Source organism: Vibrio sp. MEBiC08052, from assembly GCF_001506075.1.
Taxonomy (GTDB): Bacteria; Pseudomonadota; Gammaproteobacteria; order Enterobacterales; family Vibrionaceae; genus Vibrio.
Genome location: NZ_KQ947475.1, coordinates 2,755,463 through 2,770,299, shown reverse-complemented (window position 1 = coordinate 2,770,299; position 14,837 = coordinate 2,755,463). Strand labels below are relative to the sequence as shown.

8 protein-coding genes are annotated in these 14,837 nt (G+C 46.7%); 2 read left to right on the top strand and 6 right to left on the bottom strand.

Annotated features, from left to right (window positions below; all coding sequences use genetic code 11):
* Positions 1-112: 112 nt before the first annotated feature.
* Positions 113-1,267 carry an FAD-dependent urate hydroxylase HpxO gene (gene hpxO / locus VRK_RS12060; protein ID WP_059121595.1) on the top strand — a complete coding sequence of 385 codons (1,155 nt, stop codon included), beginning with the start codon at positions 113-115 and terminating at the stop codon, positions 1,265-1,267.
* A 126-nt stretch (positions 1,268-1,393) separates the two neighbouring features.
* Here hpxO and VRK_RS12055 read toward each other — a convergent pair whose 3' ends face one another.
* The gene (locus VRK_RS12055; RefSeq protein ID WP_059121594.1) at positions 1,394-3,451 is read right to left on the bottom strand and encodes a sensor histidine kinase; all 2,058 of its coding nucleotides are present in this window, start codon (positions 3,449-3,451) and stop codon (positions 1,394-1,396) included.
* A 179-nt stretch (positions 3,452-3,630) separates the two neighbouring features.
* On the opposite strand from VRK_RS12055, the gene VRK_RS12050 reads away from it, so the two are divergent.
* The gene (locus VRK_RS12050) at positions 3,631-5,193 is read left to right on the top strand and encodes an HD domain-containing phosphohydrolase (RefSeq protein WP_059121593.1); all 1,563 of its coding nucleotides are present in this window, start codon (positions 3,631-3,633) and stop codon (positions 5,191-5,193) included.
* Between the two features lie 58 nt (positions 5,194-5,251).
* Here VRK_RS12050 and mutS read toward each other — a convergent pair whose 3' ends face one another.
* The 5 genes from mutS to VRK_RS12025 form a co-directional block, all read right to left on the bottom strand.
* A complete protein-coding gene (mutS, locus tag VRK_RS12045) occupies positions 5,252-7,843 on the bottom strand; it encodes a DNA mismatch repair protein MutS (protein ID WP_059121592.1) in 2,592 nt (863 codons plus the stop codon).
* Between the two features lie 260 nt (positions 7,844-8,103).
* A complete protein-coding gene (locus tag VRK_RS12040; protein WP_059121591.1) occupies positions 8,104-9,267 on the bottom strand; it encodes an oligogalacturonate lyase family protein in 1,164 nt (387 codons plus the stop codon).
* An 83-nt stretch (positions 9,268-9,350) separates the two neighbouring features.
* Positions 9,351-11,120, bottom strand: coding sequence for a sodium:solute symporter family protein (locus VRK_RS12035; protein ID WP_059121590.1), 1,770 nt, complete (start codon positions 11,118-11,120; stop codon positions 9,351-9,353).
* Positions 11,121-11,482: 362 nt separating this feature from the next.
* Positions 11,483-13,711 carry a right-handed parallel beta-helix repeat-containing protein gene (locus tag VRK_RS12030; protein ID WP_059121589.1) on the bottom strand — a complete coding sequence of 743 codons (2,229 nt, stop codon included), beginning with the start codon at positions 13,709-13,711 and terminating at the stop codon, positions 11,483-11,485.
* 308 nt (positions 13,712-14,019) lie between these two features.
* Complete coding sequence (locus tag VRK_RS12025; RefSeq protein ID WP_059121588.1) at positions 14,020-14,733, bottom strand: oligogalacturonate-specific porin KdgM family protein; 714 nt, start codon at positions 14,731-14,733, stop codon at positions 14,020-14,022.
* Positions 14,734-14,837 lie beyond the last annotated feature (104 nt).

Below are 14,837 nucleotides of genomic sequence, written 5' to 3'. Positions count from 1 at the left end.
ATTTTTATGTTGAAAAAACAATTGATTATATGTTCTTAGCATCAAGCTTGCCGTGGAATAAATTATGCTTGCCGTTTATTATTCAGCACAATAATAGGGATAAGGTGAAGTGATGAAAGCGCTCATTATCGGGGCAGGAATCGGTGGTATGTCTGCCGCTGCTGCACTGAAAAGAAACGGAATCACATGTGAAATCTATGAAGCGGTCAGAGAGATTAAACCGGTAGGGGCAGCTATTTCCGTATGGTCGAATGGGGTGAAATGTATGCATCATCTCGGTATGGGCCATATCATCGATGAGTTGGGTGGTGCGATGCACTATATGTCTTATCAGGATGGCTTCTCCGGTACCACTATGACTCGTTTCAGTCTGATGCCATTAGTTGAAGTGGTCGGAACAAGACCTTGCCCGGTTTCTCGTGCTGATTTACAAGCCAGTATGCTGGATTGGTGGGGGCGTGAGCAAATTCATTTCGGTAAGCGGGTTGAGCGGGTCGAACAAACCGAGGAAGGGGTGATGGCTTGGTTCAGTGATGGATCTGTTGCCGAAGGTGACTTTATGATTGCCGCGGACGGCACACATTCGGTAGTTCGTGCGGATGTTTTAGGTCATTCAGTCGAACGAAGATATGCGGGGTATGTCAACTGGAATGGATTGGTTGAGATCGATACAGCGATTGCACCAGCGGATCAATGGACGACTTTTGTCGCAGAAGGCAAGCGAGTTTCGGTGATGCCGATTGCTGACAACCGATTTTATTTCTTTTTCGATGTCCCTTTGCCGAAAGGACTCGCGGAAGATCGGACAACTTTGAAAGCTGATCTCCGGCGTTATTTTCGCGATTGGGCTCCTAATGTTCAGACATTGATTGAGCAAATTAATCCTGAAACAACCAACCGAATCGAGATCCACGATATTGATCCTTTTGAGCAGTTGGTTAATGGCCGGATCGCTTTACTGGGAGATGCCGGACACAGTACCACCCCGGATATTGGCCAAGGTGGGTGTGCAGCGATGGAAGATGCAGTAGTTTTGGGACAATCCTTTTCACGACATCATGATATTAAAACTGCGTTGCTTGATTATCAAAACGAACGATTAGAGCGGGTGAAATCTCTGGTTTTGAAAGCGAGAAAGCGGTGCGATATTACCCATGGAAAACAGATGGAGCAGACCTTGGCTTGGTATAAGTCATTAAAAACCGAAACGGGACAGCATATTATTGAAGGGCTCAGAGAAACCATTGTTGCGGGCCCGCTGGGATAAAAGCGGTTGATATGTCGATCTGAATGACGGATACAACAGTGAGTCATCCCGATGGGACTTGTTATGGGTAAGGTTAGCGCTTTGTGCAGCCCTGTTCGACTACGGAAGCTGTTCGACTATACGGAACTATGCGGATCGCTCGACAGAGTGGGATGACATCGGCTGATCCGGTAGTGTGATAATAAATGTGCTCCCCTGACCGAATTGACTTTCACAGTGTATCTTTCCATGCAGAATATCTTTCACGATATTATGCGCAATACTGAGCCCTAAACCACTGCCGCCATGACCTCGTTTGGTGGTAAAAAAAGGTTCAAAAAGTTTGGGTACATCTTGAGGGGGAATGCCTGTTCCGTTATCGGTGACGAGGATTAAGTTTTTTCCTTGCACTTTTTGGGCTGAAATCGTTACTTGTCCGTTGATCGCACTGGACTGAGCACTATCAGGCGGACAAAATGCGTGCGTGAGGCTGTTGGTGATTAGAATGGTTAGCACTTGTGCGAGTGCGCCCGGGCAGGTGATCAGGTGAAGATCTTGCTCAATATCGATAGAGAGATGGTGAGGCGTTTTCTTAAAGTTGGGTTGCATGGTAGCTACGATCTTCGATAGGTACTCTTGCACTGAAATGGTCCGATAGTCCGGACTCGATTGATCAACGGCAATTTCTTTAAAATTAGAGATGAGCTTTGAAGCTTGTTTTAGTTGTGAACACATTAAGTCAGTGGCTTGATTGGCGTCTTCGACAAAACCTTCTAGTTCATCCCGGGTCAGTTTACCTGATAGCACTTTGGTATGAATTTCCTGTACCTCCTCATGGAGGTGAGTGGTTCCGGTGATGGCAATTCCTAATGGTGTGTTAATTTCATGTGCAACCCCCGCAACCAATCCACCCAGTGCAGCCATTTTTTCTGACTCCACGAGCTCACGCTGGGTTCTTTTGAGATTTTCAAGGGTCTCTTGTATTTCTTGATTGGCCCGTTGTAGAGCAATCGTTCTGGCTGTGACTCTCTGTTCCAGCGTTTCATTCAGTTCTTGCAGTTCTACGGTTCTTTCGGCAACTTTATCTTCCAGTTCGTTATTGGTGGTGAGTAAGTTTTCAGCAAGGTTATTGAAACTGCGTGCGAGTTCATTGAGTTCCTTTGCTTGAGTCGGACTGACCTTTGCTCTCAACTGATGTTCTCCGAGACGAATTCTGCGACTATCAGCGGCAAGTTTGACAATCGGAGCTGAAATGGCCTGTCCGAGAGCCTGACCAATGATGATCGCGATGATTCCTAGCACACATGCTGCAAGTACCAGCAAATATTGATAGTGTTTCATCGGCTGCATGATTTCATGTTGATCGACTTTCACGATAATGATCCAGTTCAGTTCTCTCAAATAACGTGCCACCGCTATCACATCCGTATTTCGATAGTCATTCGACCGAATAATGTCTTGGGTATGATATTCAATGGCTTGAATGAGTGAACCATCGTCTGCTAGCGCGAAAGAAGCCTTATCTGCTGGTTTTGTCAAATGTTGCGGGTAACGTAGTGGGGTGATATAGACTAACTTCCCGGCTCGGTTTTCGGTGAAGAGGATGGTCTCTCCTGATATGCCCATGCCAGTATCATTTTGAGTACTGCTCAGTAGCTCATCGGCTGCTAACGTCACTACCATCACACCGATTTGTTCACCTTGAAGGATCATGGGAGATTCGATGTGAATATACAGTCCCCCATTTAAGTCACGAGTCATGGTCTTTAATACAATATCGTTTTGGCTGTTGTCGGTCAGCTCAAGTGTCGCCGCAACCTTGTTGGCTTGATTCGGTGCTGTCTGGGTCACGATTTCACCACTGACTTTTTTCAGTTGAATCGACTTCACTTTTGAGACGGAGTTGATGGCATCTTGGATGATACTGTCCATTTTTTTTAATGATTGCTGATTTGGATTGCGTAAATAATCGTTGAAACTTAAGCGTAGCTGCGTTCTGCTGGCGATCAAAGCTACCCGATCTTTCCAGGCATGAAGGAGACTATAGAGTCGGTCTTGTTGGTTTGTTGCGACCGTATTTAAGAGCTTGTCAACCGATTGATTCAGCAGGTTTGCCCCCGCTTGATTTGATATGTAGCCAAATGCTCCCATGCATAAGAAAACCAGAAGTAAGCAAAAAATGGTGATTCGGTAATAGATAGACATGCGCTATCTCCAGTGATCGCAACTGAGAATAATAAGAATTGAATTGCTTTTTATTCGTATATGTAAAAGTTTATTCATATACTAAAATTGATTAACAAAGCAGTAAAAATCAAGTCCCATATCGTGAATGGACGAATAAAAATGGTCAGATTCGGCTGGGAGCAGAGAGGGTAGAGCAAATGTCAGAGCAGGATATGCTATTTGATGAGTCAGGTAATCTCAGTCAATCAGCTCAAATGAACGAATGTAAAGAGCAGCCTTCAAGGTGGAAAATTCTGATTGTTGATGATGAAGACGGGGTTCACACAATCACCAAGCTGGCTTTGAATCGGACCGAATTCGCCGGGAAAGGACTTATATTCCTCAGCGCATACAATGTGGCTCAGGCAAAAGAAATTCTGTCATCTGAAAATGATATCGCCGTGGTTTTATTGGATGTGGTGATGGAAACGGAAGAAGCGGGTCTGGAGGTGGCTGAATACATTCGTGATGTGCTGGACAATCATCTGATTCGGATTATTTTGCGTACTGGCCAACCGGGAACAATTCCGGAAAAAGACATTATAGAACAGTATGATATTAATGATTATCGAGAAAAAACCGAACTGACCAAACGTAAACTTCATTCGACGGTTTATACGGCACTCCGTTCCTACCGTGACATGTTGGCATTAGAAAATCACAAGATTGGTCTGGAAAAAGTCATCGCTGCGACAGCCAATATCCTCAAACAAAAATCAATGGAAAGTTTTGCTCAAGGTGTGTTAGAGCAAGTCTCGTCATTGCTGTACATGAAAGATGGCACGATGCTGTCTGAAATCGAAGGGGTATTGGCGGAAAAAAATATCGATAATGTGCATGTTCTGGCTCAGGTTGGGGATCTTTCCGAGCAAGCGTTCAAAGCGTCAATCTCTCAGGAAGAGCTCGATGTGGCCAGAGGCAGCGACCAAGAGCTTCATTATCAAGACGACAATATTTGCCATATTTCCAACATTAACGGTGTTGAGACTATCTTGAATATTTCCGGCAAGCATCAGTTTAAAGATGTTGATATGCATCTTATTGAAATGTTCTGTAATAACATGGCGATAGCTTTGGATAATTTACGGCTCAATGATAGCTTGCGGAATACTCAGAAAGAGATTGTTTATGCAATTTGTGGCTTGGCTGAAAGTCGCTCGAAAGAAACGGGTAACCATGTTCGGCGCGTTGCTTATTATTCCCGGTTAATGGCTGAAGAGATTGGGTTGAGTCCGACGCAGTGTGAAGAGATTTTCTATGCAGCACCACTCCATGATATCGGCAAAATTAGCGTCCCGGACTACATTTTGAATAAGCCGGACAAATTGAACGATGAAGAATGGGCGCTGATGAAAAAGCATACCATCATGGGAGAGAACTGTTTGAAATGTTCCCACCAACCCGTGATGCAAGCCGGGGCAATTATTGCCAGTCAGCATCATGAGGACTGGAATGGCGACGGGTATCCACGAGGACTGTCCGGCACGGACATTCATATTTATGGCCGTATTGTCGCGTTGGCTGATGTCTTTGATGCGTTGGCAAATAAGCGCTGTTATAAAGAACCATGGGGTGAAAAAGAGATTGTTACTTATATCCATGAACAGTCTGGCGTGAAGTTTGATCCACAATTGGTAGAAATCTTTGAGCGCAGACAAGCGGATTTTTTCCGAATTCTTCAAGAATATGATGATAGTCAGTCGTATCTGTCTTCGGTATAACGGATTGATGAGGATACAAGATTGAAATGCGCAGCCTAATGGCTGCGCTTCGGTCGATTTAGAGATAGCGTTTTAATTGATAGAGCTGTTCGAGTGCTTGTCTTGGCGTAAGACTATCCGGATCGAGCTCCGCGAGTCGTCGTTCGACTTCAGACGGTTCCGGCATCAGACTCAGTTGATTGGCGATATCAACCGTGGGCGATTGCCCGGTCCGTTTTCCATCCAGCTGGTGACTTTGTTCTAGCTGGGATAGTTTCATCCGAGCATTTTTGATCACAGCTTTCGGCACGCCAGCCAGTCCGGCGACGGCTAATCCGTAAGATTTACTGGCTGCTCCTTCTTGTACCGCATGCATGAATGCAATGCTATCGCCATGTTCGACCGCGTCAAGGTGGACATTGGCGAGATGCGGCAGCAAATCAGGCAGTTCGGTCAATTCGAAATAATGGGTGGCAAATAGTGTCAGCGCACCAATTTCTGTCGCCAGCCATTCGGCACTTGCCCAAGCCAGAGACAGACCATCGTAGGTACTGGTACCGCGCCCGATTTCATCCATCAATACCAAACTATATTGGGTGGCATTGTGTAAAATATTGGCTGTTTCCGTCATCTCAACCATAAAGGTTGAACGTCCCGAAGCCAGATCATCAGATGCTCCGATACGAGTGAAGATGCGATCCATGAGGCCGATCTTGGCCGACTCCGCTGGGACATAACAGCCAATATGTGCCATCAATGCAATCAGCGCCGTTTGGCGCATATAGGTAGATTTACCGCCCATATTCGGACCGGTAATAATCAACATCTTCCGTTGAGGGTGCAGCGCCACCGGATTGGCAATAAAGGGGGCTTGCATTACCTGCTCGACAACCGGATGACGCCCTGACTGAATATGAATCCCAACTTCCGTGGTGAGTTCCGGACGACAGTAATCGAGTGTATCCGCCCGTTCCGCCAGATTTTGCAGGACATCAAGTTGTGATACCGCCGCGGAGAGTTCTTGAAGCTGTGCCAGATAAGGCAGTAATTGATCGAATAATGCTTCCCAGAGTTGTTTCTCCAGCGCCAGTGCTTTTGATTTTGAGTTCAGCACTTTATCTTCATGCTCTTTGAGCTCCGGAATGATGTAGCGTTCCGCATTTTTCAGCGTCTGACGACGTACATAGTAAGGTGGCACCAGATGACTTTGCCCCCGGCTCACCTGAATATAAAAACCATGGACATTGTTATAACCGACTTTCAGCGTATCAATGCCATGACGTTCCCGCTCGTCATGTTCCAGCTGTTCTAAATACTCGGTTGCTCCATCAGCCAAATTGCGCCATTCATCCAGTTCGGCATGATAGCCGGTTGCGATGACGCCACCATCGCGAATTACCACCGGAGGGTTTTCCACGATTGCTTGTTCTAGCAAGGCTGTGATCGGCTCAATCGGTTGACAATCTTGAGCCAACTGCTGCAAGTGCGGATGCGTCAGTGATGAGAGGCTTGTCTGTAACGCCGGTAATTGATGCAGGGCGTGACGCAAACGGGCCAGATCCCGTGGGCGGGCAGAACGGATAGCTAAACGAGCCAGAATTCGCTCGATATCACCAATCTGTTTCAAGACCGGTTGCACATCGCTGAAAACACCCTGATCTTTGAGTTCACCGATGGCATCAAGCCGATGATTAAGTGTCTCAATCTGACGCATCGGTTGATGTAACCAACGTTTGAGCATTCGGCTTCCCATCGGTGTCGCACAGTAATCGAGAATTTCAGCCAGCGTGTGTTCCGTTCCCCCGGAAAGGTTTTGGGTCAGTTCCAGATTTCGTCGGGTGGCGGCATCCATAATCACAGTGGTGTCTTGACGATCATAGATCAGAGAACGAATATGAGGGAGCGCGGTTCTTTGGGTATCTTTGGCATATTGAATCAGACAGCCGGCGGCACACAGTCCTTTCTCGGCTGTCTCGACCCCGAAGCCGACTAAATCTTTGGTGCCGAACTGTTGGTTTAACTGTTGTCTGGCTGTTTCCAGTTCAAACTCCCACACCGGGCGACGACGGTTTCCTTTACGGTTTCCCATAAGGTGAACAGCCTGAAAGTCTTCAGGAAAGAGTAGTTCTTTTGGTGCAGTGCGCTGTAATTCGGCTGCCATTGCTTCTTCACTGTCTAGTTCACAGAGCTGAAAACGCCCCGAAGTCATATCAAGCGTGGCATAGCCGAACTGTTGGCCTTGTTGGTAAATGGCAGCAATCAGGTTATCGAGTCTTTCCGGCAACAGGGCTTCGTCGGTAATTGTCCCCGGGGTGACGATGCGGACAACTTTTCGCTCTACCGGCCCTTTACTGGTGGCGGGGTCTCCGATTTGCTCACAAATGGCAACCGACTCACCAAGCTGAACCAGCTTGGCTAAATAGCCTTCGACGGCATGGAAAGGAACACCAGCCATCGGAATCGGTTCTCCGGCAGATGCACCACGTTTGGTCAGTGAAATATCAAGCAACTGAGAGGCGCGTTTCGCATCATCATAAAATAGTTCGTAAAAGTCCCCCATCCGATAAAACAGCAAAATATCAGGATTTTCGGCCTTGAGCTTCAGATACTGTTGCATCATGGGCGTATGTTTACTTTCTGGTGCTTTATTTGAGGTGGGATTATCGATCATTTTTTATATTTCAATGCCAATTAGGTCGTGATAAAACGGCTCACCGAAAGGCGCGATTATGTTGAATGCGCTGGTGGTCCGGATGATGAATGCTTTGCGCCCGGAATAATTACATGCGAGTGCTGAGCTGTGGGTGAAAAGAATAGCAAACCTGCAATGAAGAGCGCAACAAACGCTTCGAATTGGGGGAAGTTGAAGCGTTTGAGCGCTCTGTGCGTATGATGGTAAGAGAGGCGTTGCGCCTCTCTGAAAAACAAGTACTACTTTAGTTCGTTGGGGAGATCAGCAATATACACTGCCGGTACACCTTCAAAGTCACTGGTAAATAACACCCCCTGATCATTGGGTGTAAATGAAGGATGGGGATGAGTGATTTGGCGATCACCATCGAGCACTTGCCAGGATGTACTGTGTTTTGCTAACCGGGCAAACGTTTTCTTGTGTGTATTGAGAATATAGAGAAATGGATCATTCTCGATGTTGTAGCTATCGGTGTCGTTGACATCAGGTGGCGTGTCACATCCGTCACCGACCATCAGCGAGCCATCAAAGTTACTCATCAAATGGGAACACGGTGGCATTTCCATCACCACTTCATTTGTTAATGTTTGAGGATCGACACGACAGATGACCCGTTCGGTTTGTCCTTTCAGGTAAGAAACGTACGCCATGGCACTCCCGTCCGGAATCCAGAATTCATGAGTACAGGATTCTCCCGGAGCATGGGATTTGACTTTGCGAACGTGATTGCCATCCCCATCGACCAGCCACATTCTGGCATCGACGAGATCATGAGGCCCTTCATGACAGAATCCGATGGTCTGATCATCAAATGGACGATAAATCGGGTGGCCCAGCCAAGCATCTTCTTGATGAATAACTTTGACATCGCCAGTCGCAATATCGACTTGAATGAGTCGGCAGGTTGGGTTGGTATGATAAAACTCAGCAAACTTCTCCCATGATGTAAGCGGTTGCCAGCTATCTTTGTGGATTTCAATCCCGACCAGTTTGGTACAGGATGAGTTGGCAACCCAGGTGCCGTAACCTTTCCACGCCTCATCGACGGTGTAAATCTGAGTTTCTTCTAGAGTCTTGAAATCAACCTTCATCAAGTTGCGTTCATTTTTGACATAGAAGAAACTCTGGTCATCGGATGAAATAAACCCGCCAAACGTGTTATCTCCGCGGCCCTCCGTCAATTGTGTTGCCTGCTGTGTGGTGAGGTCGAGTAAATAGTAATTTCTATTGGTGTCGAAATCTCCGGCAAATAACAATTTTTGTCCGTCTTGGGTAAAGCATTTCTGATAAAAATAGTTGCGATGGCATATCACATTCTTGGGTGTCAGTCGTGTCACCTTGACTTGAGTATCTGAATCGATGAAGCTTCCAAAATCAAGGTTGATTACATCACCTTTGGCCATGAATGTTCTCCTGTTATGTCAGGCTGCCACTGTCGGCAGCCCTTATCATATTGATTGAACGAGCCTGAGCTCACGAGCTTGAGTTAACGAATGGGAACTGCTTTTCCCTGAAGCTCTTCTACCCGGGCACTTTTTTTCAATGCAAAACCGATGATGAAAATGACTGCGGCACAGGCAAGAAACATCAGTCGTCCCCAAAGTGGGTTCGGGATAAGAATCATCAGCGTCAGACCACAAGCCATATAGATGACTAATGTTCCTAGTTTGGCACGCTGCATCCGGTCAAATTGATCCTGATCTTTATCGGTGACCACACATTCTCTTTCCACATCAACAAAGAATTTGTCTGTTTCGACTTTATAGATGTCATGAGACTCTTGGTAAAAGAGAGTGGTCAGACAGAAGAACCCAGCCGTTAAGAACAGATGCGCAGCGATAGTAATCATGGTCCGCATTTCACTGGCTTCTCTTCCTGTCAGCGTCTCAATACCAAACCAACCCGCGACAAATTGTGGCGTGAGTACCTTCACAACCAGTAAAGACACCAACATACCGACCACAACCGTTGCCCAAGGCGCCCATTTCGGTGTTTTACGAATTAAGATACCAAGGAATAATGGCACCAGAATCGGGGATTGCAATAAGGTCGCAACCTGCATCATCAGGTCAAACAGGCTCAAGCTTTTCAGTGAGTTAAAGAATTGAGCCATTAGAATAACCAGAATACCATTGACCAGACAGGCCAGTTGACCGACGCGTAGCAGCTCTTTGTCATTCGCTTGACCACGACGGACAATGTTGGAGTAGAAACTACGGACGAAGATCCCTGAGTTTCGGTTCAGTGCGGAATCCATCGATGACATGGTGGCAGCGAAAAGACCGGCCATGAGCAGTCCGACGGTACCTAACGGCATGGTTTCTCTGGCAAAGACTAAATATACGGCGTCTCTGGCTTTGGCACCAAGTTCTGGATAGGCTTTGGCTGCATCAGGATAAAGAATGGCTGATGCCCAAGGGGGAATAAACCAAATCACAGCACCGACCATCATCATGATTAACGCCATTAATGCGGCTTTACTCGCATTCCGTGAATCTTTGGCATTGAGGAAACGATATGACTCCTGCATGTTATTGATACTTTGTAGCTGTTTAACGATGAAGAAGATAAAAGTACAAACCAACAGTAGCGGATAATTCATATCCGGGCCAGAAACAAACCCGCCGGGGAATTCGCGGATAATTTCTCCCGGACCACCGACGAAGTACAGGGCAACTGCGGCACAGGCCACAGAAACCACGGCAACGACCAGTGTCTGAATAAAGTCTGATGCGACTACCCCCCAGGCACCACTCAGCAGTGAAATGATCAGAACCGCAGCGCCAGTGACATAAATTGTGGTAATAATATCGGCATTAAAGACCGCTGATGCGAAAACGCCAAGTCCGTTCAACCACACCCCGGCATTAATGACACTTAACGGAATAATCACCCACGTAAAGAACTGCTCGTTCCCATTACCGAAACGGCGTCTGATGCCTTCGGTTGGTGTATCAACACGCATTTGGCGAAAACGGCGGGCAAAATAGAAGTGGGCAAAAACATAAGCGACCATGTTACCGATGAAAACAGCAAGCACTGCGAACCCATCGTTAAATGCCTTACCGGCAGCGCCGGTAAACGTCCAAGCAGAAAACTGAGTCATAAATGCAGTTGCACCCACCATCCACCACAGCATTTTACCGCCACCTCTGAAGTAGTCACTGGTACTGGCGCTCGCCATTTTTTTAAATAGTAGACTGATCGCGATCATCAGTATGAAGTAACCTGCAATCACAAGATAATCATATTGCATTGCTTATTCCTTTATGAGTATTTGATAAGTCTATTTTTAAACAAAAAAATAAAAAGGTGTGTGATTAATATCAAAACGACGGTTCATTTTTGTTTTTTTATAATTAAGTGTGATGTGTGTCGTGATTAAGAACGATCTTGCTGACGAGCATTGAGTCAGCAAGATTGCACAACTGGAGAAGAGATTAATCACCGGAGAGGCAAAGCGCTTGCTCATGAGTCATGATTGAATGAGTGTAGATCACCTTGGCGGGGATGGAATTGGAATCCATATAAATCAGATGTTTATATTAACTTATTTGCGAGGAATGTCAGGTTTCTGGGTGAAACCTGACAAGTCACATCAAAGTGGGCAAGAGGTGGTTAGGGGTGCTGATTTAACCATACTCGGATGTTTTGTACGGCCGTTTGACCGGGGATTGGTGCCTGCGATGAAATTTTGGCAGCCTGTTTCAGTTTAGTTAACGTCTCAGCAGAAGGATGTTCTCCCTGAGCATCAGTAGATTGCCCCTCAACAATCAGCGTATTGTCCCGACGCGTTTCTGCATTGACGACATCATCGTATGGGCTGGCAGAATAGAAGCGATAAGACCGATTACCGATGAATGTGCCTTGCTTCTGAGTATCCGTGTAAGGGCTCTTTCTGATCAGGAAGTTGAAGCGCTTGTTATCAATGGCGACATTGTTTTCAAGGGTTAGGCGACCCGGATTAAAATTATCGGTAAAGCCGTCCATATTGTTTTGATAAGCGAGGTTATTCTTAATGATATGTGCGACAGGCAGCCCTTCTCCGCCAAGTTTAAACCCATTCCCTCGGCTCCCGCCTCTGGCTTTGACCTGTAGAGTCTGACCATTTTTATAAGAAATGGAATCGATAATGGTCACGACGCCATTGGGGCCATCTTCCACTTTATTGAACAGATCCCAGCCATCATCGATGTTGTGGTGAGAGATACAGCGGATAAAGGTATTGCCATCTCCGATGCGCATCTTCGCAGCGAAACCGTCAGCATTGATCTGGGATGGATCCATGTTGTTATAGCTCTGACTATCCCGCACAAGGTTATGACTTGCCCAAAATGCGCGAGGAGATTTGGCCGGTGAGGTAATTTGAAAACCGGTATCTGATGCATCATGCGTGATGATGCGCTCAAATGTGTTGTGACTGCCATGGACAATATAACGCGCCCCTGCGACTTCAAGATGAGAAACATACCAGTAGTTTGCTTGATGGGTGATGTCACCCGTAAAACGAACATGATCTCCCCCGGCTTTCAGGGTTTTGACCTGGTTCGCTTGCCCACTGGCTGTCAGTGGAATGAGCAGTGCACCATATTCGCCATCTTCTAGCGTGATGGTCCCACCCGGAGGGAGCAGTCGAATGGCATTTTTGAGGGTGAGTCGGCCATGATCACCGTTAGGATTGACACGTAAATGCATTGGATCTTTGAGCGCAACTTGGGTGACGGTTTGCTGGTACTGTCTGGGAGATCGGTCAGCACCTTCTGTCGGTGTAAAGTGGAGCGAAAATAGCGTTTTTGGGGTTTCTAGATGGGTTTTTACGCTGAACAGTTGACCCGCAGAAACTTGTTGATTTTTAACCAGTAACTTACCGTCTTGATAGAGGGTAAATGCACCGGTGTTACTGGCGCGTGACTGAAACAGATAATCAGCTGTGGCAGATTGCTCGGGAGATGCTGGCTGTAGTACCAGTGATGTAGGTTGAGGGTGATAGGTCGGAGCATTGGTCAGCGTACCGGATTCAACAGTCAGGTGCGCATTGCTGATGGTAACTTTGGCATTACGCGAAGCAAAGAAACCCACATATTGATACTTGGGATCCTGCATGGCGATGATATTGGTATTGGCGCCTTTGATGGGATGGCTTTCGCTGATATCACCATAATGATAGGTCACGCTATAGCCTGCGTCGGTCCGGCTCAGTGACATCTGGTAAGTGATGTTGTTTCCATAGGGAACACCCTTGATAAATTCATCCCGGACAATGCGATTGCCCTTGGTTCCCCAAGGTTGGTAAACTCCTTCCCGGTAGGTAGCGTTCACATTGATCAGCCCGTTATTTTTCTTTTTATTAGCGCGCAGCACATGCATCACCATATTGGATGCTGCGGGGAATTCTTCTGCACCGGGAGGCTGAGGATCTAAACGCGGAGAGCCCAGAATATCACGGACCATGATGCCTGCGCCTTCCTGACGATTCGGGGTTGAGCCTGTTTCCGGACCCAGTTGGTTGAGTGTCATGTCGGCTGATAAGGTGAAGTTCGCATTGGCAGGGAGCTTGGTGTAGTAGTACGTCACGCCTTCATGTGAATTCGCCAGTTTGCCGCCACGACTTTCTATGGTAAAGGTGTTGAGCAGCGCCCCCGGTTGCACCGGCTGACCATTGAAGGTGACAGCATTGAGTCCGACTTTTTCCGGTAAAATCGTCGAAGCAAAATTCAGATCGGTTGACTGGCCGAAGGTGATCGCCTGCCAGGTTAAATCCTGAGGCGCGGGGAGGGCGCTGTATTGTGAGCAGGCAGATAAAGACAAAATCGACGTCATCAGTAATGTCGTTCTGTGCAGTTTCATTATGGTGAACCTCGTATTGAAAAAGAAAAAGGCTGAATTCGAAGCCGTGTGACATCTTCACATGTCCCCATATAACAGTCCGATTCATGAGTTCTGGAGCTATTGTTTTGAGACTATTGTTTTGAAAAACTATGTGCTTTGAAACTATGTGTTTTGAAGCGATCGGGGCTGTGTCACGATGCCGAAGAGCCACTTTTGGGGGCAGATATCGATCAAATGCGGCGAGGTCCCTGTCGTTGGGCGGTCGCATCCCTAGTGCAGTGGTGATTCGATATCTGCCTGAATGACCAATGATCAAAATCAGCAAGTTAGAAATTGTATTTCAAACCCACACGGTAGCGTGGAACGTATTGATCTTTGCCTGTCGTGCTCTTGTTTGTATCTTGAGATGTCAGTCCGAATTCGGCAAACGGACGCCAGCCATTGTCCCAGCCTTGATATTCAGCGAACAAGTTGACCAGATTCAGGTAATTGTTATCACCGTCATAGCCACTGGAGGCCGATTGTTCGAACTTACCTTCGAAGTCGATCCCCACTTGGTATTGCTCGAATTTATATGCCGTTACAAAGTTGACCTGACTGTAATGTGAATTCGGTGAGTCGTTGGACGGTACTTTCATCCCGTAACGATAGCGCAGGGAGGCATTCCAGCTGTCACTGATTTTATAGACCCCTTTCAGATCAAACTTATGTACGATCGCACTTGAAGATGAGTCGAGTGCATAGGCAGGTTGAATTTTAAAGTCCGCATTGATGGTGTAGTTGTAACCGATCTTTGTTTCGTGGCCGGCACTCTTCATCTCACCGAAATTGACACTGTCTTTTTCGTAGCCCCATTTCACTTCTTCGCTGATACCAATGCCATTATCAAACAGATGTGAAATCACTAGTCGATCGCGATGACGTGCTGCACTGTTACCCTCCTCAGGAATAAATTCATGGCGAACGTTAAGTGAAGTCGCATGAGCAGCGCCAGCGGTTAAACCAAGGAGTAGAGCAGAGGTAATTAATTTATTTTTCATATTGAAACACCGTTTTGTTATTTGTATTCTCGTGGTTCAATTTAGATCTGATTTTGAACTCTTTGAACTGTTTGGTATGAATAACGTGATCTGTGAAGCGATGT

Coding starts and splice junctions, on each gene's coding strand:
- hpxO (WP_059121595.1), top strand. CDS start 113: ATGAAAGCGCTCATTATCGGGGCAGGAATCGGTGGTATGTCTGCCGCT.
- VRK_RS12055 (WP_059121594.1), bottom strand. CDS start 3,451: ATGTCTATCTATTACCGAATCACCATTTTTTGCTTACTTCTGGTTTTC.
- VRK_RS12050 (WP_059121593.1), top strand. CDS start 3,631: ATGTCAGAGCAGGATATGCTATTTGATGAGTCAGGTAATCTCAGTCAA.
- mutS (WP_059121592.1), bottom strand. CDS start 7,843: ATGATCGATAATCCCACCTCAAATAAAGCACCAGAAAGTAAACATACG.
- VRK_RS12040 (WP_059121591.1), bottom strand. CDS start 9,267: ATGGCCAAAGGTGATGTAATCAACCTTGATTTTGGAAGCTTCATCGAT.
- VRK_RS12035 (WP_059121590.1), bottom strand. CDS start 11,120: ATGCAATATGATTATCTTGTGATTGCAGGTTACTTCATACTGATGATC.
- VRK_RS12030 (WP_059121589.1), bottom strand. CDS start 13,711: ATGAAACTGCACAGAACGACATTACTGATGACGTCGATTTTGTCTTTA.
- VRK_RS12025 (WP_059121588.1), bottom strand. CDS start 14,733: ATGAAAAATAAATTAATTACCTCTGCTCTACTCCTTGGTTTAACCGCT.